Origin of the sequence: Pseudoalteromonas sp. US3C1004 (assembly GCF_048401065.1) — a bacterium.
Taxonomy (GTDB): Bacteria; Pseudomonadota; Gammaproteobacteria; order Enterobacterales; family Alteromonadaceae; genus Pseudoalteromonas; species Pseudoalteromonas undina.
On sequence record NZ_CP183073.1, the window covers coordinates 1,680,102 to 1,703,238 of the forward strand.

At 39.7% G+C, this 23,137-nt stretch carries 20 protein-coding genes; 8 read left to right on the forward strand and 12 right to left on the reverse strand.

Features of this window, described 5'->3' with window-relative positions; all coding sequences use genetic code 11:
• Positions 1-2: 2 nt before the first annotated feature.
• The 5 genes from icd to ACNSN3_RS07845 all read right to left on the reverse strand — a co-directional run bounded on the left by icd (position 3) and on the right by ACNSN3_RS07845 (position 9,637).
• A complete protein-coding gene (gene icd / locus ACNSN3_RS07825) occupies positions 3-1,253 on the reverse strand; it encodes an NADP-dependent isocitrate dehydrogenase (RefSeq protein ID WP_418606916.1) in 1,251 nt (416 codons plus the stop codon).
• A 95-nt stretch (positions 1,254-1,348) separates the two neighbouring features.
• Positions 1,349-4,045 (reverse strand): 7TM diverse intracellular signaling domain-containing protein, encoded by a 2,697-nt coding sequence (locus tag ACNSN3_RS07830; RefSeq protein WP_418606918.1) that lies wholly within the window; start codon positions 4,043-4,045, stop codon positions 1,349-1,351.
• A 28-nt stretch (positions 4,046-4,073) separates the two neighbouring features.
• Positions 4,074-6,344: a TonB-dependent receptor gene (locus ACNSN3_RS07835; RefSeq protein ID WP_418606919.1), complete on the reverse strand. Its 2,271-nt coding sequence runs from the start codon at positions 6,342-6,344 to the stop codon at positions 4,074-4,076.
• Positions 6,345-6,431: 87 nt separating this feature from the next.
• Positions 6,432-8,681 carry an NAD(P)-binding protein gene (locus tag ACNSN3_RS07840; RefSeq protein WP_418606921.1) on the reverse strand — a complete coding sequence of 750 codons (2,250 nt, stop codon included), beginning with the start codon at positions 8,679-8,681 and terminating at the stop codon, positions 6,432-6,434.
• Positions 8,682-8,701: 20 nt separating this feature from the next.
• Complete coding sequence (locus tag ACNSN3_RS07845) at positions 8,702-9,637, reverse strand: acetoacetate decarboxylase family protein (RefSeq protein ID WP_418606922.1); 936 nt, start codon at positions 9,635-9,637, stop codon at positions 8,702-8,704.
• Positions 9,638-10,050: 413 nt separating this feature from the next.
• Between ACNSN3_RS07845 and ACNSN3_RS07850 the strand changes: the two genes are divergently transcribed.
• Both ACNSN3_RS07850 and ACNSN3_RS07855 read left to right on the forward strand, forming a co-directional pair.
• Entirely contained in the window at positions 10,051-10,218 is a 168-nt protein-coding gene (locus ACNSN3_RS07850) for a hypothetical protein (RefSeq protein ID WP_007375427.1), read from the forward strand.
• A gap of 122 nt (positions 10,219-10,340) precedes the next feature.
• Complete coding sequence (locus tag ACNSN3_RS07855) at positions 10,341-11,174, forward strand: transporter substrate-binding domain-containing protein (RefSeq protein WP_054201039.1); 834 nt, start codon at positions 10,341-10,343, stop codon at positions 11,172-11,174.
• Between the two features lie 44 nt (positions 11,175-11,218).
• Here ACNSN3_RS07855 and ACNSN3_RS07860 read toward each other — a convergent pair whose 3' ends face one another.
• The 5 genes from ACNSN3_RS07860 to rnm form a co-directional block, all read right to left on the reverse strand.
• A complete protein-coding gene (locus tag ACNSN3_RS07860) occupies positions 11,219-11,800 on the reverse strand; it encodes a YceI family protein (RefSeq protein ID WP_055012575.1) in 582 nt (193 codons plus the stop codon).
• A gap of 1 nt (position 11,801) precedes the next feature.
• A complete protein-coding gene (locus ACNSN3_RS07865; protein ID WP_010390221.1) occupies positions 11,802-12,353 on the reverse strand; it encodes a cytochrome b in 552 nt (183 codons plus the stop codon).
• Between the two features lie 146 nt (positions 12,354-12,499).
• Entirely contained in the window at positions 12,500-13,339 is an 840-nt protein-coding gene (locus ACNSN3_RS07870) for a segregation and condensation protein A (protein ID WP_418606925.1), read from the reverse strand.
• Positions 13,340-13,341: 2 nt separating this feature from the next.
• Complete coding sequence (locus tag ACNSN3_RS07875; protein ID WP_010390225.1) at positions 13,342-13,962, reverse strand: L-threonylcarbamoyladenylate synthase; 621 nt, start codon at positions 13,960-13,962, stop codon at positions 13,342-13,344.
• Complete coding sequence (rnm, locus tag ACNSN3_RS07880) at positions 13,959-14,813, reverse strand: RNase RNM (RefSeq protein WP_178956166.1); 855 nt, start codon at positions 14,811-14,813, stop codon at positions 13,959-13,961. Before rnm ends, ACNSN3_RS07875 begins: the two co-directional genes overlap by 4 nt.
• 444 nt (positions 14,814-15,257) lie before the next feature.
• Here rnm and ACNSN3_RS07885 point away from each other — a divergent pair, with 444 nt between their 5' ends.
• Genes ACNSN3_RS07885 through trpA form a run of 6 tightly spaced genes read left to right on the forward strand, consistent with a single transcriptional unit; the run spans position 15,258 to position 21,845 of the window.
• Positions 15,258-16,826 (forward strand): anthranilate synthase component 1, encoded by a 1,569-nt coding sequence (locus ACNSN3_RS07885; protein WP_418606926.1) that lies wholly within the window; start codon positions 15,258-15,260, stop codon positions 16,824-16,826.
• Between the two features lies 1 nt (position 16,827).
• Positions 16,828-17,430 (forward strand): aminodeoxychorismate/anthranilate synthase component II, encoded by a 603-nt coding sequence (locus tag ACNSN3_RS07890; RefSeq protein WP_055012578.1) that lies wholly within the window; start codon positions 16,828-16,830, stop codon positions 17,428-17,430.
• Positions 17,431-17,440: 10 nt separating this feature from the next.
• Positions 17,441-18,478 carry an anthranilate phosphoribosyltransferase gene (gene trpD, locus ACNSN3_RS07895; RefSeq protein WP_418606927.1) on the forward strand — a complete coding sequence of 346 codons (1,038 nt, stop codon included), beginning with the start codon at positions 17,441-17,443 and terminating at the stop codon, positions 18,476-18,478.
• Positions 18,471-19,835 carry a bifunctional indole-3-glycerol-phosphate synthase TrpC/phosphoribosylanthranilate isomerase TrpF gene (trpCF, locus tag ACNSN3_RS07900; RefSeq protein WP_418606928.1) on the forward strand — a complete coding sequence of 455 codons (1,365 nt, stop codon included), beginning with the start codon at positions 18,471-18,473 and terminating at the stop codon, positions 19,833-19,835. Before trpD ends, trpCF begins: the two co-directional genes overlap by 8 nt.
• Before the next feature lie 7 nt (positions 19,836-19,842).
• Positions 19,843-21,027 carry a tryptophan synthase subunit beta gene (trpB, locus tag ACNSN3_RS07905; protein ID WP_075169446.1) on the forward strand — a complete coding sequence of 395 codons (1,185 nt, stop codon included), beginning with the start codon at positions 19,843-19,845 and terminating at the stop codon, positions 21,025-21,027.
• Positions 21,024-21,845 carry a tryptophan synthase subunit alpha gene (gene trpA, locus ACNSN3_RS07910; protein WP_010390235.1) on the forward strand — a complete coding sequence of 274 codons (822 nt, stop codon included), beginning with the start codon at positions 21,024-21,026 and terminating at the stop codon, positions 21,843-21,845. Before trpB ends, trpA begins: the two co-directional genes overlap by 4 nt.
• Before the next feature lie 65 nt (positions 21,846-21,910).
• On the opposite strand, the gene ACNSN3_RS07915 is transcribed toward trpA, so the two are convergent.
• Positions 21,911-22,489 carry a type 1 glutamine amidotransferase domain-containing protein gene (locus ACNSN3_RS07915; protein WP_054201047.1) on the reverse strand — a complete coding sequence of 193 codons (579 nt, stop codon included), beginning with the start codon at positions 22,487-22,489 and terminating at the stop codon, positions 21,911-21,913.
• 223 nt (positions 22,490-22,712) lie between these two features.
• Entirely contained in the window at positions 22,713-22,982 is a 270-nt protein-coding gene (locus tag ACNSN3_RS07920; protein ID WP_054201048.1) for an HU family DNA-binding protein, read from the reverse strand.
• Between the last annotated feature and the right edge of the window lie 155 nt (positions 22,983-23,137).

Consider the following 23,137-nt stretch of genomic DNA (forward strand, 5'->3'; position numbering starts at 1 on the left):
GTTTAAAAGTGCTCGATAACCTTACTAGCAAATTGTTTGCAGCTTAAGGTTGTCGAGTTATGATTTGAATGAGCCAAATCAAAAGTTACCTGCCCACTGGCAAATGTAGTTTCTAAGGCGTTTTCGATTAAACATGCCGCTTCAACCCATCCCATATACTTAAGCATTAACACTGCACTTAATATGCTACTGCTCGGGTTTGCCTTATCTTGACCAGCTATTCGCTCGAACGTGCCATGTGTCGGCTCAAAAAAAGCCACCTCAGTATTTAAATTGGCGGCAGGCATAATCCCTACCCCCCCAACCTGTGCACTGAGCATATCGGCTAAAAAGTCACCATTTTGATTTGTAGTAGCCACCACATCAAATTGCGCAGGATCCATCAAGCATTGCTGCAACATATTATCGGCAATCACTTCTTTAATAATCAAGGGGGGTAAATTGGTTCGTTGTATTTCAAGCCAACGCCCATTTTCATGTTCTTTGGCATTATATTCTTGTTTTGCAAGCGCAAAGCCCCAGCGTTTAAACGCCCCATCGGTAAATTTAAGAACATTACCTTTGTGTACTAACGTAAGTGACTCTCTCTCATTTTTAAGGGAATAATTAATGGCAAAGCGTATTAATCGCTCTGACCCTTCTTTAGATATATTTTTAATCCCTATACCACACTCTTGAGCGAAACGAAGACGGGTTACGCCCATTTCTTCACACAAAAAATCGAGCACTTTTTCACTTTCAACACTCCCCGCCTGCCATTCAATTCCTGAATATACGTCTTCACTGCTATCGCGCAACACAGTAATATTAGTGGTAAAAGGGTTTTTTAATGGCGTGGGTAAAGCACTAAAGCCTTTTATAGTGCGCATATTAACAAATAAATCCATTTCATGGCGAAGCGCAACATTAAGAGAGCGAAACCCGCCGCCTAAAGGTGTGGTTAGCGGCCCTTTTATAGCAATTTTGCATTCACGTACCGCATTAATGGTTTCTTGAGGGAACCAGTCACCATCATAAAGCTTGGCCGCTTGTTCACCATTATACACCTGCATCCAATGTATCTTACGTTCCTTGCCATAACAATGCTCTATGGCAGCATCCACTACTTGACGCATTACTGGCATCACATCTAAACCAACCCCATCACCGTCAATATAGGCAATAATAGGTTGTTCGGGTATATGCCACTGTCCTTGATCATCAATGTGAATATTGTCGCCATTGTCTGGCACCTTAATATGTTGATACTGCATACGTCCTCCTACAAGAGAATATATTTAAGCATGCATAACCCTACTTGTCTTCATAACAAAGCGTATAGCGGTTATTCAACGATAAAATGTAAAATTTAAGGTGCTTTTTTAACGGTTAAAATAACGTCAATCGCATTGAGTAGAGCCTCAACTTGTTGTATGTCGAAAGCGTCAGGTGAAGACTTTAAGTTTGTTTCAAAATCAACAGCCTGTTTATACAAAGCTTTGCATTCAAACATTCCAGCCGTTCCTTTGATCATATGCACGCTGCGTGCAAAACCCGTTATATCACCCTGCTTAAATTGAGACACTAACGTGTCTTTTTGTTTATTTAACCCTTTAATATATTCCTGCTTGAGTAGTGCAAACTCCTCATCGGGTAGCTTAATGTTCTCGCATATATCAATATCAAGATAACTTGCAATTTTACTACTAAAACAGCTTCTATCTATAGGTTTGGCAATATGATCAGTAAAACCTTGTTTTAAATAGCGATCAATTTCATGCTTCATCGTGTTAGCAGTGAGCGCCACAATGGGTGTTGTTACCCCTGTTGCTTGTATAATCTTAATTGCTTGCTCACCATCCATAATTGGCATTTGAATATCTAATAAAATTAAGTCGAAGCTTTCATCCATCGCTGCTTGCGCTGCATCTCGACCATTTTCAACGGCGACAACGGTTAACCCCATCCGCTCTAAAATTCGCTTAATAAGCTGACGATTTTCTGGATGGTCTTCAGCCACAAGTACTCTACCCACTAAATTTCGCTGACTATTATTTAAAAATAGCTCTTTGGTTTGTGGTTTACGTATATCGTCAAATGCGTTAACCCATTGTGTATGTTCAGTTGTATTTAACTCCATAGTAAAGCAAAACTCGCTACCCCTACCTACCACAGAAAATACAGTAATATCGCCATTTAGTTTATTTGCTAAGCTTTTTGATATATTTAAGCCAAGTCCAGTACCACCGTATTTACGAGAAATTGACGAGTCAGCTTGGTGAAAGGGAGTAAATAGGTCTTTTTGCTCGCTTTCGGTCATACCAATACCGGTGTCTTCAACTTTAATTATTAGTTGCTTTTGATTGCAACTCACCGTCAGCATTATGTAGCCCTGGGTAGTAAATTTAAGTGCATTGGTTGCTAAATTTAATAATATTTGCCTAAGTCGAGTTGGATCTGAGACTATCCAATCTGGTAATGGAAATTGATAATCAACTTTGAATTTTAAGCCTTTATCGCGGATTTGCTTTCCTAGTAATGATTCAATTTCAGCAATAGTGGCAAACAAATCCGTTTCAACTAATTCTATCTCTAAACGGTTAGCCTCAATTTTCGACATATCCAAAATATCGTTAATTAGCCCAAGTACATGACGACTGTTTTGCAAAATCACCCTGATCCCATGATTTCTTTCATGAGGCTGTATATCACCTAAAATTATCCCATCAGCATAACCAATAATGGATGTCATTGGGGTGCGGATCTCATGGCTCATGTTAGCTAAAAATCGACTTTTAGCTTCACTTGCATCACGAAGCTCTTCCGCCAATTGTTGTAACTCTTGGGTACGCAGTTCGACCTTGTGTTCCAAATTTTTAGTCAGTTCAACATTCTGATGATGCAAAATACTGAATTTATTTGCGACAGCAAAAGCAAGTAATACTGCATCGAGCGCTGTGCCAATAAGTCCAAGTAAATAGAGATCCATTTTTATTGGCTCAATAAGTCCTAGATTAGTTAAATTGCCAACCATATTAGGAATGGCCATAGCCAAATAGGCGAGAACAAAATAGCGAGCCGGCTTAAAGCCACTGATCCAGCTTCGTATACCAACAACCATACCTAAAGATAAAGTTGCCCCTGTCACTAAAGTGGCCCAAATAAAGCCAAAACCAGGCCAAACCATTGCAAAAGGTGCGCCTGCTGTGGCAACAATGCCTAAGTAGATTGATAATCGAGATAACTTAGGAGACGTGTCTTTTAATTTAAGTAAGCTGTTAAAAAATAAAATATTTGTGATGGGAATTAAAGTAAAACCTAACCAATGAAAATGGGCATTGTAAAAACCAAAAATTTGATCCGGTATATGAAAAAACTGACTCCAAGCCAACACCCAGCATGCTGTGAACATGGCGTAGTACAAATGGGTTTTATCTCTATCCCCCAAGTAAATAAGAAAATTGTATAAACCTAACGCAATACCAACCCCAAAGCACAGCAACATAATCATGTTGTCTGAGGTTTTTCTTACAAAAAAATCGTCATAAGATGAAAGCACTAATTTTGGTGGAGTATAAAAATATTCACTTTGAAATTTTGCAATTAATACGTAAGAACGATTAGGCGCCAGCTTAACTTTATTCCCATAATGAAATGCAAACTCATTTGGGTAAAGCCCCCCAGTGACATACTGCTTTATTGGTTCATCAAAGTTCGATATATCATAAATCCGGGTTTCGATTTTTGAAAGTAACGTGTTATACGGATAGAGCACCAGTTCATCTAAGTCTGTTTTATTTTCAAGTGCTATGACAAACCAAAAACTACCACCAAAAAACGATGTTCTTGATTGTGGTTGTTTATCTTCAAGCCACATTTCTATTTCACTGTGGTTACGGGGAAAAGTACCACTCGTTACCTGAAATACATGACCCTGACCGAGCAAATCAGTATCTTGTTGTTTTAAAGTATAAACAATAGGAGCGAGTGTATCTGCCGGCGCTAAATTGCTAAAGCACAAAAATACACAATATAAAAATAGCTTTAGAACTGCCTTCATTGGCATACTTCGCACCTTAATTTAAAGACTAAAATTAAAACTGATAACTAACATCTAAACCAAAACGCCTGCCTTCACCTTTAAAGTCTTCAAGCATGCCAAGGAAAGAGCTTAAATCAAATTTTAAGTGACTATATTGCGTACCAAAGAGGTTTTTCCCCCAAATAGCAATCGCCCAGTTATCATGTTGATAATGTATGTTTGCATTAAAAATACTATAGCCATCTTGCATAGCATAAGGGTTTTGATTCTGATCAAAATAGTAGTCGGATTGATAATCAACTAATAATTGCGTTGTAAGTGGGTGATTAGCCAGCACGTGCGTGTATTCAATGCTTGCACTGAGGTTCCATTTTGAGGTAAACGGCAAGCGATTATCTGATAATGCGTTACCTAAAGGATCAACATATTCTTCAAACTCTGCATGGGGTATATAACCCATAGCAAACTTAACATTCAAATCATCGGTCAGCCAATACTCAAAATCAGCCTCTAGGCCATATATAATCGAATCTGCCACATTTTCTAATAATTGAATAGGCGGGCTCTGATCAGATACTGAAGGCTGATTCATAAACACCTGTTGGTCATTATAATCATAATAAAATGCAGCCCAATTAAATCGCATGCCCAACTGTGGCCACCAAGACTTTAAGCCAATTTCATGTGAGTTCAATCGTTCTTTTTGATAATCAGCAAGCTTTGCTTGTTCAACCGATGATAAAAACCCACCGTTATAGCCTCCGCTTTTTGCGCCATTAGCAAATCGATAATAGGCATAGGTTGCATCATCCAGCTTAACGTTCACAGCCAACTGACCAGAGATGCCATTATCTGATTGCTCTCCCTGAACACGATAAAATGGCACCTTAACTCCGGTTAAATCGTTAGGGTCTAAAATAATATTAAGCTGGGATGTTGAGTCGTAATCTAAAGACTCATAAGAATAACGAAGCCCAGCGGTAATTAGCCAATCTTGGTTTAATTGATAGTCAAGTTGGGTAAACGCTGCAATGCTCTTTGTTTTTATCCTATTATCATAGAAAAAAGTAGCGGTTAAATCTGTCGCTAAAATGCCTCGATAATCTCGTAAAATATCATTTACATTGTCTTGAATAATAGACTCATCAGCATAATAAATTCCCGTTGTAAGAAAATGCTCTGCGAGCTGAGATTGCAACCGAAACTCTTGCGTTACTAAATCAGTATTTAAACCTAAATTACCTTCACATAACCGTGCTGGAGAGCCATCACAGTTAAAGGCATGATCACGCTTTAACTTGTTATAGCTAGTTAGTGAAATAAGCTCATTGTGTGTATCCAATTGCCAATTAACATGGGCACTAACCCCCTTACCATCGGTTTTATGTGGCGAATGATTATTAACGCTTACTGTATAAAAATCATCACTGCCATCATTAAATCCAAAGTTATCAAAACAAGTGGTTGAACCTGCTTGTGCTGGCGAGCATCGCTCTCCTGTTAATGGGTTTGCAATAACCCCAATACTGCCAACAGGCTGAACTATGCCATCCCAATCGGAAATATGCCCTTTTATCAAAAACTGCACAGTGTCAAAGTCAGCTAAAAAAGATACTCGACCATTTGTTTGCCGCATCCCCGCTGTTGGTGAATCAGCAAAAATATTGTTTGTAGAATAATCATAATTTTGATGGTTTAGCGCAACACGAACGGCTGTGTTTTCTCCAATAGCTGAATTAAACATAGCATCAACACTGGTCGCGTTGTTATTAGCAATACCAGTACTTAAATAACCACTTTGTTCAAACTCAGGGCGTTTAGAGCGGATTAAAATAGCCCCGCCAGTGGAATTTCGACCAAATAAAGTTCCTTGAGGGCCACGCAAAATATCAATCTGCTCAATATCAAATAAGTTTACAATTTGGTTACTGGCAGAGCCCACGGCTATATCATCCACATACATCGCCACCGGCGATGTATTAGCTGTGTTATAATCAACTAGCCCTACGCCACGAATATTAACCGCTGGTGGTGTGCCTTCCGCTGCGTTTTGACTAATTTTTAAATTTGGGGCAAATACAGATAACTCTGTTGAGTCTTTAACGTGTTGCGCTTTGAGATCGTCCCCTTTTATTGTGCTTACAGAAATGCCGACTTCTTCAATTTTTTGCGCTCTTTTTTGCGCATAAACCTCAATGATTTCCATGTTCGGTTGGTCATCACTTTTACCCTCTACCACTACTTTCGCCTGCAGTGGCAGTAAAAAGCCTGGTAAGCATACCAACCATATATTTTTATTGAGAAGCTTGCCTTTATTTTTCATTTCACGTGACCTTTGCGCTAAATAAATGTAAACAACATGTTTAACTATATACTAATCAACCGATTAAAGCTGTGCTGGAAGAGTATTTTAATTTTTGATAACTGCAAATGCATTTTCGCCACTAATGTGTTGTGGGTAACCCACCATTGCTCTGGCTGTTTGCATACCTGCCATAACAGCCGCTTCAACACAACCGGCATTAACACCCGTTTTAATCCAATCACCGGTAATAAAAAGGTTTGTAAATTTTGTTTCATCTGTCGCCAGTCGATACTTACTTGAACCAGCAACTGACAAAACATAACGCTCACTTGGGTCAACGTTTACTCGCCAGTATTGAGCATTTAATCGTTCATCCCCTGATGACGATATTTCATATAATACAGACCAGTCAAACTCATTATTTTGATATGCAAGCGGCCATAAGGACTGCATGTTTTTTTCTAGTATTGCTTCTAGATTTACCTTTACTTGCGATTTAGCCTGTAGAGGAAATTGATATTCACTTTTTGGTGGATAGTACTCACAAGGAAAAACACTGCAAAAATAAGCAATGTTTTTAGGAGGGCAATCAGTAGGCCACTGCTCTTTGTCGACTAAATTCATCATTGCCGCCCACGTATCAAATGGTTCGCTAAAGCCACTTAGAATTGGGCCTTCTTTACTCTTTGGAATATATTGCCAGCCTAATTGCTCGTCTGTTTTATTAAGCCATAGTTGGGCAGCTTGGGTTGCCACCGTTTTGACTTGCTTTGCTTGCGCTGCAAATTTAGTATCCCACGCTAATAATGAAGGGCATACGTGCTCAAGTGACGCCACAGATACACCCAACACAATTCTGTCAAAATCTTCTTTGTAGTTTAATTTTTTTATTGGCAGTGGCTGCCCAAAATGGTTTTCGTATTGAGACGGCCAGTCTGACCAAAAAGATTCTAAATTAATATCATGCTGCTTTAATAGTGCGGCTTGTTCACTATTAATTTGCGCATAAAGTGGTTCACTTGGCCAACAAGGTAGTTTTTTAACATTAACCAGTGGTTGATACTCTGCGTCTGCGAGCAAAGAAACTTGTTGCTGAAGTTCAACGGTCTCGACAAAACTCTCTCCTTGCTCACTTAGGCTGGGAGTCAGGTTTTGCAATTGATGAAAATACTCAAACTTAACCCCTCTTTTTTTTAGTAGTTCGTATAAGGGAGCAAAGATGACATCGCCCATCCCCGCTTGCATTTTCCACATGATCCCTCCGCGGTAACACAGCGCGATGCGTAACATAGCCAGTGATGCGACACCAGCCTCAACATTAGGCTTACTTAGGTCACCCGCAGGGTACGCAAACACCAAATCATAAAACCCTCTTATAGGCGCCGAATTAGCACTGTATTGCTCATTTGCCCCATTTCTTATAAGCCATTGCCTAAAATCAAATTTATTTATAACCTCAAACCCTTCTCGATATACTTTGTCTTTTACCAAACCAACTAGCATTGCGATAGCAAGGTCTGCGCAAATATATAATCGTCTAAGCTGCGCATTATTGTCTAACAACTCAATCATTTCGCTATTAAGCCAGCGCTTTAGCTTTCTAACTATATACCAAATAACAAGGCCATCTTTTTTCTTATAGGCTTGGGGGTTTAATGTATTGTCGGCGTGGGCAAACTTATTTAATGTATTTATTAATAAGCTTGGAGTAGAAGCAACTTCACTCGAATATTGTTTTATATCATCAGCAAAATCTCGCCAAGCATCTTCGGTATCATCAACCAAATCTGTTATTTGTTGGTGCAAGTGCCGTAATAAAGATTGATCTCGTGTTTTTTTTGTACTTAATTGTATATTTTTATTAGCTTTTTTTGCTGCTGACTGTAAATCAAATATCCACTTTTTTAGCCAAGCTAGGGTCATTTTAATAAAATCCCATGGCGTTATATCTAAACTTCCATCAGCAGGATTCCCTGCAAGTAATGGGAAATCAATTGGCCATGTTTGCCATTGGTCATCAATATATTCTTCTAAGGCTATAAAGCTATGCGGTTTTAATGCTTGCTGCCATGTAGATAAAGGTGAATCGGCTGGCCGTTGTAATTTAGTGTAAACCGTTTCTATTGTTTTAAAGCTATTTACATAAGCACCAAACCAAACATGTAAGCCATGCTCTTCAATACGCTGCCCGCTAGCCGCATTTCGACCACTTGCTCCTTTACCACCCAAACGCCAGCCTTGTTGGTATACTGTGATAGTTCGATGCTGTTGCCAGTCAGGTTGCTCAGTTAAATACAGTGCAGCAGTCATAGCCGATACACCGCCACCAATTATCACGATTTTTTCTTGGTTCATGGGAAATCCTTCTAAGCAATTTAAATTTTAGTTGCGGCTAACTGGTCGAAATCCATTTGCACATAAAAAGGTAAGTGCAGCGCTTGACTACCTAACTTTAGACCAAACATATCGGCAAGTGGAAAACTATCTAAATTATTAAGATGCAAAGTAAACTCAGGTTTCAAAAATTTAAAGCTATGTATTTTTTTAATCATTGAAGGTGAGTGCATTACGCTCTGGTATACCGCTGAATCGCCACTGCCATCAGGAAATTGTTTTAACAAAATTTGATCCATTTGTGGATTAACAAAGCCACTCAATAACTGCTTTAATAATGAAAAATCAATATCTAAATGTTTGCGAGAAAACAAATTTGCTACTTGATCGCCAAAGTTATCAATAATAGATAAGAAATCGCTATCTTGGTGTTTAGAATTTATAGTAATTGAAAATAGCTCATGCATTTGTAGCTTTGATTCAGGGGAGAAATGTTCAAAGCATTCTAAAGATATTGAAAAATTCGATAGCTCCGATACACAGCTTGGCATGGTGTAGTCACACAAATACTTATTATAGCCCCATGTTTCGCGACCATTAATAAGTGCATAAATGTTGTTAACACAGATAAACGCTGGATACCAATATAAGTAGGTTATATCTTCATCCTCAACCTTAGCGACAGGCAACCAAATGATAATATCTGTTTCTTGCATCCAACCATGCTGATCGAATGGCGGGGTCATCGAGGCTATTTTTTCAATATCTGTAAATGTAATAAGTGCAAACTCGCCAAGTATTTTAAAATAAATATTACCCTCCTCCCCTATGTTTAACGTTGAATCAATATACTTTTGTGCTTTATTAGATTCTATTTCAGCAAAAAACCCATACATATTTGCATTGTGCATACGACAAGGCGGCTTTGCTATTGGATTAGATAAAAAATGTTGATATGGCGCAGATAGTGAGTTCATTTGACCCCCTCAGTTAAAAACTGAGTATAGTCAGATATATTTGGGTCTGTTGTCCTTTACGAATTAATATTTATGGCTACATATGAATTCCACTCAATTCAAAGTATTTTAATAAATTGCTTGCAAAGTAAAATATTGTGACGTAATATTGCTGCTTGGCTATAAAAAGCCCTAGCGGTTAACCTCTTTACCCTGATCCAGTAAGCCCCGCAAAACGTATATTCAAAAGCTAAGTTATTGTACGGCGAGAACCCCTATTAATACCTTGATGATTTATTTTTAATATCATCGTAAAAGTGTCATAAAGATCGTCAACACTGTAATGAAGCTAAACACAATTAGATTATTTATCATCTGTAATGTGCTTTAAGAAAAAGCCCAGAATAAATAACAAAAATAAAGTGAGTTTTATTATGTCATACAAATATAACGGATCTATGATCCAAATAGCACATCCAGTGCAATCAATTTCGGTTAACAAACATCGTGTAATCTTCAGCGATACACAAGGTTTGAAAAATGCATTGTTTCAAAAAGCAAGTGATGCACGTCAATTTGTAAAATGGCTGAAAGCCAGTTAATTATTATTTATAAGTGTTTAACTTATAAATAAATTAAAATGCCAGCTTTATGCTGGCATTTTACTTTTTGGTGTATTATTGACTACACTTAAATCCATGTTTATTTATTTGTTGTAGTGAAAATGCGGTTTTCGTGGTTAATACTGTTCGTCTGTGTATTTTTAAGCACAAAGTGTGATGCCAGAACAATAAAATGGATAACGCATGACTTTGCGCCCTATTATATTTTAAGCGGTCCGGATAAATCTCAGGGCCGTGATGAAAGTATTATTTCGCTGTTAGAGCAACAACTTCCGCATATTAACTTTGAACGTATCATTATTCCCTCTGGTAAAGTTATTCAGGAACTCGCTAATCTGCAATCAAATGCATGCGCATTATCACTTTATAAAAACAAATATCGAGAAGAACGTGTTTATTTCACGCATCAAAGCTCTACAGCTGGTCTTTCTCCCTCTATTGCCATGCATCAAAAGCTGAGCATTGCGCTAGGTATTGAAAGCAGTAAATCAGTGTCGTTAACTAATTTATTAGTAAATAAAAAGCTCACCTTGGGTGTATCGATGAATCGCTCATACGGCAGTGAAATTGATAAAGTAATTAATACCACACCTAATACAAATATTGTCATTAGACCTACTCGCGATACCCTCAGTACATTAACCTATATGCTTAACTTAGAGCGAATTGATATTTTATTAGGCTACCCCAGTGAGCATTATTATTTAGCAAAAACGATGGGGTTTAGTGACAATTTAACGCAGCGCATGCTGACTGAGGCACCAAAAATTAGTTACGGTTACATTGGCTGTACTAAAAACGAGCAAGGCGCAGAAGATATTGCCACACTCAATCAGCAACTCAAACTAATTAAGCAAACTGAAGACTATAAACAAGTATTAACTCGGTGGTTACCAAGTCACTTAAAATCAAAATTAGAAGCGCATTTACAATAAAAAAGCTAAGCGTGATAACGCTTAGCTTTAACTATAAAACGGTATTATTGACGAATACCTTCAATAAATAAACCAATATCAACGTGCGTTGACGCTGGGCCTAAATCGTAATCAATACCGTAATCAGCTAGTTTTAAGCTGGTTTCACCTTCAAAACCAACACGGTAACCACCCCATGGATCTTTACCTTCACCAATCTTATCAATTTCAAAACTAATTGTTTTAGTAATACCATGAAGGGTAAACTCACCGGTTACTGTGGCTTCTTCACCGTCTTGATCAAACTTAATTGCTGTACTTTTAAAGCTAGCCTGTGGGTATTTGCTTACATTTAAAAAGTCGCCACCGCGTAAGTGTTTATCTCGTTCAGCATGGTTTGAATCTAGGCTTGCTGTGTCGATATTTACACTAATTTGAGATGCGTTTGGGTTTTTAGCGTCGTAGTTAAACTGCCCATCAAAGGTGTTAAAACGCCCGTGCAACCAGCTGTAACCTAAATGTTTAATTTTAAAATTAACAAAGGCATGTGCTCCTTTGGTATCAATAACATAGTCTGCAGCACTAGCATCGGTAGCTGTCATAAACATCGCTGCTGATAACGCTGAAGTTAATAGTAACTTTTTCATTTTAAGCTTCCTTTTGTAATTTGATCATTCTAATTAATGTTTTATCTTTATCTATAAAGTGGTGTTTTAACGCACCTAAAATATGCAGCACCACAAACCCAATCAGTAAGCATGCGCTGTAATAATGGATCTGCCCTGCTATATCTGCCTGAGAATCAAAGGTAAAGTCGATGGCTTTGACATAAAACAAGCCAAACACTTCGATTGGTCGCCCATCAGCAGTAGAGATTAGATACCCAGACACCATAATAATCACTAAAAACAGATACATTAAAATATGTGCGGTTTGGGCCAGCTGATTTAATTGAGTGTTGGTCCCAATAGGGCTAGGTTTTACATTAAATCGACGCCATAACAGTCTAAAAACAAATACAGCCGCTAAACTCAGCCCTATGCTTTTATGCAAATCTAATGAGCCTTTATACCAGCTATCATAGTAAGTTAGCTCAACCATGTATAAGCCTAAACCAAACAAACCAAAGACAGTCAACGCCATTAACCAGTGTAAAAATATAGCCATCAGGCCATAACCGGTTTTTGAGTTTTTAAACATTGCTTATCGCCAATCTCTAATCTAGTAATAACACTACGATATAATGGATGAGTGGCGATTAAAATAGCATATGCAAACACTTATCGTGCGTATACGCACAGTAAAGTCTATTAATTTAGTATAATTGCAAAAAACTTTATGGGAGGTTAACTTTCGGTAGGCTCATTAAGAGATACATATATTTGGCTATCAGACTCAACTTGTAAGCAAGCAATTAAGCCCTCTTTGATTAGTTCTAACATGGCAATAAAACTAACAACTACTCCACTGCGGCCCTCTTCAAAGGTAAACAGTTGGGTAAACGCAACAGGTGCTTTTGCTTGGGATAGTGTGTGTAAAATTAAACTCATACGTTCACGAGTTGACAGGGTTTCTGCACTAATTAAATGATGCTCAAATGTTTTAGCACGCGCCATTACGTCGCTTAGCGCTAACAATAGATCTTTGATTGCCAGTTCAGGTAAGGGTTGGTTTTTTTCTTCTAACTCTGGGAAAGTTGCATTGGCGATAAATATATCGCGACCAACGCGGGGCAAAGAATCGATATTTTCGGCCGCTTTTTTAAATTGTTCGTACTCTTGTAGACGTTTTATAAGTTCGGCGCGGGGATCTTCCTCTTCTTCTAATTCCTCATGCACTGGCAGTAACAACCGCGACTTAATCTGCGCCAGCAATGCTGCCATTACGAGATATTCGCCTGCGAGTTCTAACTGAAACTCACTCATCATTTCTACATATTTTACATACTGCTCAGTAATGCTAAATATAGATAATTCGAGAACATCTAACTTGTGCTTTTTAATTAAATAAAGCAACAGATCTAACGGACCTTCAAAGGTTTCTAAAATAACTTCAAGCGCATCAGGCGGAATATATAAATCTTCAGGCTTTTCAACAACGGCTTTCCCATGCAAAAATGCCAGTGGCAGCTTTTGCTGCACTGGCATATCTGTAGGTATTAACGAAACCGTGTCAGGCTGTTTCATTGCTATTCAAATGGAGCCGTATCGCCGCAGCCTACACGTAAAATTTGAATATCGTCCTCTGATAAATCAATTACCGTGGTTGCTTGCTCTGTGAGGTATCCGCCATGAATAATTAAATCGACATGCTTATCTAGACGATCCAAAATGTCATCGGGGTCCGCTTGCGTGTATTCATCACCCGGTAAAATAAGTGAGCATGACATTAATGGCTCACCCAATTCCGCAAGTAACGCACAAGCAATTGGGTGTTCAATAACACGAATGCCTATGGTTTTTTTCTTATCGTTTAATAAGCGTTTAGGTACTTCTTTTGTGCCTTTAAAAATAAACGTATAAGGCCCTGGGGTATTATTTTTGATCAGCCTAAACATTTGGTTATCTACCCGAGCATAAGTAGAAAGCTCAGATAAATCGCGGCACACTAAAGTAAAATTATGGTGTTTTTCAATACCACGAATACGCTCTATGCGCTCTTTTGCTTGTTTGTTACCTAAATTACAGCCAATCGCATATCCCGAATCTGTTGGGTACACAACTACGCCGCCCTGTTTAATAATATCAACAGCTTGAGAAATTAGTCTAGGCTGTGGGTTATCCGGATGTATATGAAATAATTGACTCATAATGCAACTCCTTCGTGCTTTTCCCATGTTTGCCAAACCCCTTGGCAATCTTTAGGTAAGTATAAATTTTTTCCAAGTTCTAAATAACTAGTCGGAAAATGAAAATCAGAGCCTTGAGAGCAAAGCAGGTCGTATTCTTGACTCAACAAGCCTAAAAACTGACGCTCACTCGGGGCCTGTTGCGGTTGGGCAACTTCCATTGCATCACCGCCCACTGATTTAAACTCTACGAGTAGTTTACGCAACCACTTATTCGACATTTTGTAGCTACTTGGGTGCGCCAAAACAGCCACCCCACCGGCGGAATGAATCGCTGAAATTGCCGTTTGCATATCACACCAGTTACTCGGTACGTAACCGGTTTTTCCTCGCCCTAAGTACTTTTTAAATACCCCAGGAAAGTTTTTAGCCACACCTCGCTCAATTAAAGCTCTGGCAAAGTGAGCGCGAGTAATTTGCGCATTTTCAGCCAGATCGCGGGCTTGTTGATAAATACCCTCAAAGCCATTTTTAGTTAATCGGTGGCCTATTTCAATTGCACGGGTTTCGCGCTTTTGCTGTTGCTCGCTAAGTAATGTATGCAAAGTGCGATCATTGGTATCAATGTTAAGCCCAACAATATGTATTTCAAAACTCTCCCATTTGGTTGATATTTCAACCCCATTAATCAGTTTAAGCGGCAAGTTTTCACGTTTGATAAAAGCCTGCGCAGGCTCAATTGCGGCCACAGTATCGTGATCGGTAATGGCAAATACATCAATGTTTTTATCGACTGCTCGCGCTAATAGTTCCTCAACGGTTAAATGTCCGTCTGAGTGTGTTGTATGGCTATGTAAGTCGTATTTTATCAAATGAAAACTACTTTAATTAATGGTTTAAGGGTGTTTCACACAGTATAACAAGTTTTTTAACGAAATTGTTTTAAATAAACACTTGACACAAAAGCAGTTGATACGTTTTACTGTAGCCACTTTTAGACATTAAAGAATAAATAACAATGAAAAATACAATTCAAAACATCATCTGGTGGTGGCACTCTTAAAACAAAGGGTGATGAATTGTCGTGTCTAAACAAAAAATTCTAACCCGCTACCATGCGGGTTTTTTTATCACTAAATTTTGCAATACAAGATTAACAGGAATTAAAAACATGAATAACGTAAACACTCTTACACATCATTGGTGGTGGCGCCTGGCATAGCGGGACGGTAATGGTCTATCTATAATTTAGACATCGTTATTCAAACCCCGCACTGCTTAGCATTGCGGGGTTTTATTTTTTTAGGGGATGAGGTTTGATTTTTAGTCATATAACAACAACACCAGGTGAAGTGACAAGCATAACGCAAGTACGAGACTACATAAGTAGCCCACTTGCCTTGTATGCGGCACTTGATAAACCTAACTCACTATTGCTTGAATCTGCAGAAATAGATTCAAAAGATAGCGTAAAAAGCTTAATACTGGTTGATTGTGCATTGCGTATTGTTTGCCAAGGCAACCAAGTGAGCATCAGTGCACAATCAAACAACGGCCAACAACTACTTAACTATTTGCAGGCTAATGTACAAAACTGCGCTTCACAGTTAACCGATACCACACTCACACTTGAGTATCACCCAGTCGATGACACCATTGACCAAGCTAGCAAACTGATTGCCGATAACGCTTTTAGTGCACTACGCACTTGTTTAAATAGTATTAGAAGCACCACTGACAATCCGTTCTCAGTGTTTTTAGGCGGTGTATTTGCCTACGACATGGTGGCTAACTTTGAACAACTATCCGATGTACCTGACGGTGAAAATACCTGCCCAGACTACGTATTTTATTTAGCCGAAACACTGGTTGTTATTGATCACCAAAAACAAACAACCGAGTTAATTGGTAATGTGTTTAATGGCCCAGATGTTCACGCAAACTGTTTTGAAGTGGGCAAACAATTAGAGCGCCTGAATACATTATGCGACCACGCCGCAGACTTTAGTGCCCCAAGCCAAGCAGGTGACTGCCCTGTAAATGTTGATATTAGTGATGAGCAATATTGCCAACAAGTGATAAAACTTAAGCAACATATAGTTGATGGCGATATTTTTCAAGTGGTGCCCTCTCGTACTTTCTCATTGCCGTGCCCTGACTCATTACATGCTTATAGCCAACTTAAAAAGCAAAATCCAAGCCCGTACATGTTTTACATGCGTGATGAAGATTTCTCATTATTTGGCGCTTCTCCAGAGTCTGCGCTTAAGTATGAGGTTAAGTCTCAACAAGTTGAGGTTTATCCGATTGCAGGTACACGTCCACGGGGTAAGTTTGCAAATGGACAAATTAATCCCGATTTAGATAGCCGTATTGAACTTGAGCTCAGAAACGATCAAAAAGAACGTGCCGAGCACTTAATGCTGGTTGATTTAGCACGTAACGACGTTGCTCGTATTAGCGTTCCTGGTACTCGCCATGCCAAAGAGCTATTAAAAGTAGACCGCTATTCACAAGTAATGCATTTAGTATCACGTGTAGTAGGAAAATTAAAACCCGAATTAGATGCTCTGCATGCTTATCAAGCTTGTATGAACATGGGTACCTTAGTGGGTGCCCCCAAAGTCCGTGCGGCAGAATTAGTACGCAAAACTGAAGGCAAACGTCGCGGTAGCTATGGTGGCGCAGTTGGCTATTTAACCGGTGACGGTGCCATGGACAGCTGTATTGTTATACGTGCCGCCTTTGTTAAAAATAATATTGCGTATGTGCAAGCCGGTGCTGGGGTTGTATTTGATTCAGATCCAATGTCAGAGGCAAACGAAACGCGCGCTAAAGCCCAAGCGGTGATCACCGCGATTAAATCGACGTATAAGGCAGTATAAAATGAGTGAAGCACACCCTATTAAAATTTACTTTTTAGATAACTTTGACTCATTTAGCTACAACCTTGTTGATGAGCTAACAATGCTAGGTGCTGAGTTAGTAGTTTACCGAAACAACATTAGCGCAGAGATCATATTCGAAAAAATGCAGGCAGAGCGTGGACAAGTATTGCTGGTATTATCACCAGGCCCTGGTGCGCCTAGCGATGCAGGCTGCCTTATGGAGTTAATTAACCTGTGTAAGGGCCAATTTCCAATGCTAGGTATTTGTTTAGGCCAACAAGCGCTAACACAAAGCTATGGCGGAGTAATCGGTCACGCTGGTGAAACCGTACATGGTAAGTCATCAATTATAAATTTAAATGATCACCCTGTATTTTACGGTATGGGAAGCACCATGCCAGTAGCACGTTATCACTCTTTAATGGCAACAAAAGTACCTGATAACTTAGCCGTTATTGCTAAATACCAAGATATACCAATGGCTATTTATCATCATCAAGACAATGTACTGGGCTATCAATTCCACCCAGAGTCAATTTTAACGCCCAATGGCGCAATGCTACTACAGCAAAGCGTTGCTTATTTAACACGTGCCAAATAAAAGGAACATTATGACTAATCAATTACACAGCCCGCTTAATGTTCAACATGCTATTGAGCATATTATTGCAAAGCAGTCACTTTGTTACACGCAAGCAAAAGCACTATTTGACCAAATTATGCAAGGCAATATGAACGATATTGAACTCTCTGCGCTGCTTATTGGCCTTAAAATGAAAGGTGAAGTAAGCGATGAGATTGCCGGTGCAGCCGCTTCAATGCGTGAAAACGCAGTTCCCTTTATCACTAATAAAACGCTACTTGCTGATAGCTGTGGCACCGGTGGCGATGGTTCAAACACTATAAATATTAGTACCACCGCCGCGATTGTAGCGGCAGCGGCTGGTATTAATATGGTAAAACATGGCAATCGAAGCGTGTCGAGTAATTCTGGGTCTGCTGACTTGCTCAAAGCACTGGGGATCAATATCGATATGACCCCAGAGGTCGCTGCCCGTTGTTTAGAGAGCACAAATTTTACCTTTTTATTTGCACCGCACTACCACAGCGGGGTGCGCCATGCGATGAACGTGCGTACCAGTTTAAAAACCCGAACCATTTTTAATATTCTTGGGCCACTGGCGAATCCAGCAGCTCCTGAGGTGCAACTACTCGGCGTGTACGATGAGTCTTTATGTATGCCAATGGCACAAACGCTTAATACTCTAGGCACTAAACGCGCTATGATAGTGCACGGCTCTGGTACTGACGAAATTGCCTTACATGGCCCAACACAGGTTGTAGAGCTTAATAATGGTAAAATTACTCAGTACACACTCAGTCCAAGTGATTTTGACCTTGCAAACTATTCACTTGAACAATTAGCCGGTGAAGGCCCACAATACAATGCAAACGCCAGTCTTGCTATTTTACAAGGTAAAGGCACTGAGGCACACAACGCCGCAATTGTTGTTAATGTGGCCGCATTGCTGTACTTAACCGGCCAAGCAGAGTCGTTAAAACAAGGTGCGCAAATAACACACTCTTTATTACGTTCAGGCAAGGCCATGGACACATTAAATGCAATTATTGAGGTAAGTCATGGCTAATGTATTAGACAAAATTATTGCCGATAAAAAAATAGAACTAATCGAGCGTAAGGCTGCACGCCCACTAGAGAGCTTTAAACACCAAGCCAAACCGACTGAGCGTAGTTTTTACAAAGCACTGGCAGCACCTGGTACTCAGTTTATTTTAGAATGCAAAAAAGCGTCGCCCTCTAAGGGGTTGATTCGTCAGCCTTTTGATTTAACAGAAATCACCCAAGCGTATAAGCAATATGCCACTTGTATGAGTGTGTTAACTGACGAAAAGTACTTTCAAGGCAGTTTTGATTACCTTGAATTTGTACGTAGCCAAGTAGAACAGCCGCTTATTTGTAAAGACTTTTTTATTGATGAGTACCAAGTTTATATGGCACGTCTTTATGGCGGCGACGCTATTTTACTTATGCTATCTGTGCTTGACGATCAGCAATATAAAACACTGCATGAAGTGGCCGACTCGTTAAATATGTCAGTATTAACTGAGGTAAGTAACGAAGCAGAAGTTCACCGTGCGCTGGCACTAAATGCACAAATAATTGGGATTAATAATCGAGATTTGCGTGATTTAAGCACCGACTTAGCCACCACAGAACGACTACGTAAACTTATTCCTGAAAATAAAGTGGTTATATCTGAGTCAGGTATTTACACCCATCAAGATGTAAAACGCTTAGCCCCTTTATGTAATGGCTTTTTAATTGGCAGCTCATTAATGGCTGAAGCTGATCTAATACAAGCATGTCGTCGCGTTATATTAGGCGAAAACAAAGTGTGCGGCTTAACCCGCAATCAAGATGCTATTGCAGCCTATAGCAATGGCGCTGTGTATGGCGGGTTGATTTTTTACCCTAAATCACCCCGCTTTGTTGATTTAGATTGCGCTAAAGAAATCAGTCAAAGTGCGCCTTTAAAATTTGTTGGCGTATTTGTTAACGCTGCTATACCTGATGTGGCTGAACACGCTAAACAACTTAAATTATCAGCCGTTCAATTACATGGCCAAGAAGATGAACAATACATTGCGTCATTACGTAGTGAATTACCACGTAATTGCCAAATTTGGAAAGCACAGGCAATAAAAGATGTTTTACCACAACCCGTAGCAGGCGCAGATCGCCATTTATACGATACCCACAGTGATTCACACGCGGGTGGCACAGGTAAAACATTTGATTGGTCGGTACTGCGTGATGCGACCACCCCATTTATGCTTGCTGGCGGCTTAAACCCAGACAATATTAGCGATGCCCTCTATCACGGAGCTTTAGGACTTGATTTAAATTCAGGTGTAGAGCAGTCTCCTGGTAAAAAGTGCGCAAAAAAATTAAATCATGCTTTTTCAAGCATCAGAAACTATTGAGGTTAAAATGCAAAATCCAGCTTATTTTGGCGAGTTTGGCGGAATGTTTGTTCCCGAGTTACTCGTACCTGCGCTAAAGCAGTTAGAAAGCGAATTTAACAAAGCACAAAAAGATCCTGAGTTTCAAGCTGAATTTACACAGCTTTTAAACGAGTATGCAGGTCGCCCTACGCCACTTACGTTAACTCGCAACTTAGTTAAAAACCCTAAAGTTAAACTTTACTTAAAGCGTGAAGATTTACTCCACGGTGGTGCACACAAAACTAATCAGGTGTTGGGTCAAGCATTACTGACTAAACGCATGGGCAAAAAAGAAGTTATAGCAGAAACCGGTGCCGGCCAACATGGTGTAGCCACTGCACTTGCGTGTGCATTACTTGGCTTAAAATGTCGTATTTACATGGGTGCAAAAGACGTTGAACGCCAACAGCCTAATGTATTTAGAATGAAACTTATGGGCGCTGAAGTTATTCCAGTTACCGCAGGTTCGGGCACATTAAAAGATGCGGTTAACGAAGCTCTGCGTGATTGGTCAGCAAACTATCAAGAGGCACATTACTTGCTAGGTACAGCCGCGGGCCCTCATCCTTTTCCAACAATTGTACGTGAGTATCAAAAAATTATTGGCGAGGAAGCTAAACAGCAAATTCTTAAAGCGGAAGGTCGACTACCAGATGCGGTTTTAGCTTGTGTAGGTGGTGGCTCCAATGCCATTGGTATGTTTACTGATTTTATTGACGAGCCGGGTGTTAAATTAATTGGTGTAGAACCAGCAGGTAAAGGCCTTGATACCCACGAGCACGGCGCAACAATCTGCAAAGGCACTAAAGGTATTTTACACGGCACTTATACCTACATTATGCAAAATGACGATGGCCAAATTGAAGAGTCTTACTCTGTATCGGCGGGATTGGATTACCCTGCTGTAGGGCCACAGCATGCATTTTTACACGAAACTGGTCGAGCTCAATATGTAGGCATTAGCGATACCGAAGCTCTTGATGCGTTTCAAGCACTGGCAAAACACGAAGGTATTATTCCGGCACTAGAATCAAGTCATGCCATTGCATATGCACTTAAATATGCGGAAGAGTTGCAAGAAGAAAGCATTTTAGTGGTTAATTTAAGTGGCCGTGGCGATAAAGATTTAGCCCACGTACACAAGGTATTATCAGAGGAAGGTCAATTATGAGCCAAGTAAAAACTGACCGTTACGGACAAATGTTTGCTGCACTAAAAGAGCAAAACCAAGGCGCGTTTGTACCATTTGTTACTATTGGCGATCCGGGTAAAGCGCAAAGCATTGAAATTATTAAAAGCTTAATCGATGGCGGCGCAGATGGACTAGAGCTAGGTATTCCGTTTTCAGATCCGATTGCCGACGGCCCTGTTATTCAAAAGGCCAATATTCGTGCTTTAGATGAGCACATTAATACACAAGATTGTTTTGATATTATTAAAGAAATACGCCAGTACAATGCCGATATCCCAATTGGTTTATTACTGTATTCAAACTTAATATTTAAACGTGGCTTAGAAAAGTTTTACACTGATGCAAAAGCAGTAGGCGTTGACTCTATTTTAGTGGCTGATGTGCCATTACACGAGTCTAAAATGTTTAGAAAAGCCGCCATGGCAAACGGTATTGACCCGATATTTATCGCTACGCCGAACGCCAGTGACGATACGTTGCGTGAGTGCGCATCGTACGGTCGCGGTTACACTTACTTACTGTCTCGTGCAGGGGTAACAGGCACCGATACTAAAGCACAAATGCCTGCAACACACGTGGTTTCGCGCTTACAAGAGTACCACAGTGCGCCTGCGTTATTAGGCTTTGGTATTTCAACACCTGATGATGTAAAAGCCGCGCTTAAAGCCGGTGCTGCGGGTGCTATTTCAGGTTCTGCAGTAGTAAAAATCATTGAAGCAAACCTAAATGATTTAAATGCAATGACTACACAATTAAAAACATTTGTAACCGAGATGAAAGCCGCAACAGCGCTTTAATCAACGGCGTTTTTAATCACTAAAAAAGGGCATGTAACATGCCCTTTTTTATTTAAACTGCAAACTTAATGGGCTTGATGCTTACCCTCAAGAATCTCTTCTATAAACTTAGCATTAAACGCGTCTAAATCTGCAGGGCTGCGACTAGTCACTAAGCCTTGATCAACACACACCTCTTGGTCGACCCAGTTAGCACCGGCATTAATTAAATCACTTTTAATACTGGGATATGAAGTAACCTTTTTGTCTCTGAGCTTGTTAATCTCTGCGAGTAACCACGGCGCATGGCAAATAGCGGCAACGGGTTTGTTTTTCTTTGCTCCAAAAAAACCATCTACAAATGCCTTAGCATCCGAGTCTTGGCGTAAGCTATCGGGATTAAACAAGCCACCAGGCAGTAAAAGCGCATCGTAATCACCGGCATTTGCATTGGCTGCTAATTTATCAACAGCAACTTTTTCACCCCACTTGTCTTCATCCCATGCGGTGATCTGCCCTTCTTTAATAGAAACAACATCTATATCGGCGCCCGCCTCAAGTAATGCAGCCTGTGGCGAGAGTAACTCGCTTTGCTCAAACCCATCGGTGGCTAAAATGGCAATTTTTTTACCTTTTAAACGATTACTGTTATGTAAGTTACTCATTAAATACTCCTTATTTTATTCAATACATAACCGTATTTGCATATCACATACCAAACATAACACGCTGAATATAATAAGATTTTATAAAAGGTAATATACAAGTAATGTAAATTATTTACACTGATTGCAGATACTACAGGCAAAAGTAATAAAGCAAAGAGCCTGTAAGCTAAATAGTGGCTTTTGGGGAAGAAGCGAACTTAACAGGCACTAAAGTTTTAAATTAAAGGCGCTCTTTTAACGCTTTTGCTGGTTTAAATACGGCTTTATTAGCCCCTTGTATTTCAATCGCTTCACCAGTTTGTGGATTACGACCAGTACGCGCTGGGTAGTAACTAAGTGCAAAAGTACCAAAGCCTGAAATTTGTACCTGATCGCCTTCAGACAGCGACTTTGTAATCACTTTTTGTAAGCTGGTTAACGCAGCTTGTGCGTCTTTTTTTGTTAATTCACTCGCATCCGCAATAGCTGAAACCAATTCTGCTTTATTCATTTTTTGCTCCTAAATACACGCCTAGGCTTAAACCTATTAACGTGGCAATACAATGATGTAAAAATAAAAGCAGGCAGGCTAAGGGTTGCAAGGGGGTAAGTCAACCTTAACCGGAAGCCAAGTGCCTTAGTAAGACTCATTGGGTTTAAATATAA

Excerpts from the sequence above, each read along its gene's own strand:
- trpD (WP_418606927.1), top strand. The coding sequence starts at position 17,441 with ATGACTAATCAATTACACAGCCCGCTTAATGTTCAACATGCTATTGAG.
- trpCF (WP_418606928.1), top strand. The coding sequence starts at position 18,471 with ATGGCTAATGTATTAGACAAAATTATTGCCGATAAAAAAATAGAACTA.
- ACNSN3_RS07835 (WP_418606919.1), bottom strand. The coding sequence starts at position 6,344 with ATGAAAAATAAAGGCAAGCTTCTCAATAAAAATATATGGTTGGTATGC.
- ACNSN3_RS07870 (WP_418606925.1), bottom strand. The coding sequence starts at position 13,339 with ATGAAACAGCCTGACACGGTTTCGTTAATACCTACAGATATGCCAGTG.
- ACNSN3_RS07830 (WP_418606918.1), bottom strand. The coding sequence starts at position 4,045 with ATGCCAATGAAGGCAGTTCTAAAGCTATTTTTATATTGTGTATTTTTG.
- ACNSN3_RS07920 (WP_054201048.1), bottom strand. The coding sequence starts at position 22,982 with ATGAATAAAGCAGAATTGGTTTCAGCTATTGCGGATGCGAGTGAATTA.
- ACNSN3_RS07890 (WP_055012578.1), top strand. The coding sequence starts at position 16,828 with ATGAGTGAAGCACACCCTATTAAAATTTACTTTTTAGATAACTTTGAC.
- ACNSN3_RS07845 (WP_418606922.1), bottom strand. The coding sequence starts at position 9,637 with ATGAACTCACTATCTGCGCCATATCAACATTTTTTATCTAATCCAATA.
- ACNSN3_RS07915 (WP_054201047.1), bottom strand. The coding sequence starts at position 22,489 with ATGAGTAACTTACATAACAGTAATCGTTTAAAAGGTAAAAAAATTGCC.
- ACNSN3_RS07865 (WP_010390221.1), bottom strand. The coding sequence starts at position 12,353 with ATGTTTAAAAACTCAAAAACCGGTTATGGCCTGATGGCTATATTTTTA.
- trpB (WP_075169446.1), top strand. The coding sequence starts at position 19,843 with ATGCAAAATCCAGCTTATTTTGGCGAGTTTGGCGGAATGTTTGTTCCC.
- ACNSN3_RS07875 (WP_010390225.1), bottom strand. The coding sequence starts at position 13,962 with ATGAGTCAATTATTTCATATACATCCGGATAACCCACAGCCTAGACTA.
- trpA (WP_010390235.1), top strand. The coding sequence starts at position 21,024 with ATGAGCCAAGTAAAAACTGACCGTTACGGACAAATGTTTGCTGCACTA.
- ACNSN3_RS07860 (WP_055012575.1), bottom strand. The coding sequence starts at position 11,800 with ATGAAAAAGTTACTATTAACTTCAGCGTTATCAGCAGCGATGTTTATG.
- ACNSN3_RS07840 (WP_418606921.1), bottom strand. The coding sequence starts at position 8,681 with ATGAACCAAGAAAAAATCGTGATAATTGGTGGCGGTGTATCGGCTATG.
- icd (WP_418606916.1), bottom strand. The coding sequence starts at position 1,253 with ATGCAGTATCAACATATTAAGGTGCCAGACAATGGCGACAATATTCAC.
- ACNSN3_RS07850 (WP_007375427.1), top strand. The coding sequence starts at position 10,051 with ATGTCATACAAATATAACGGATCTATGATCCAAATAGCACATCCAGTG.
- ACNSN3_RS07855 (WP_054201039.1), top strand. The coding sequence starts at position 10,341 with ATGCGGTTTTCGTGGTTAATACTGTTCGTCTGTGTATTTTTAAGCACA.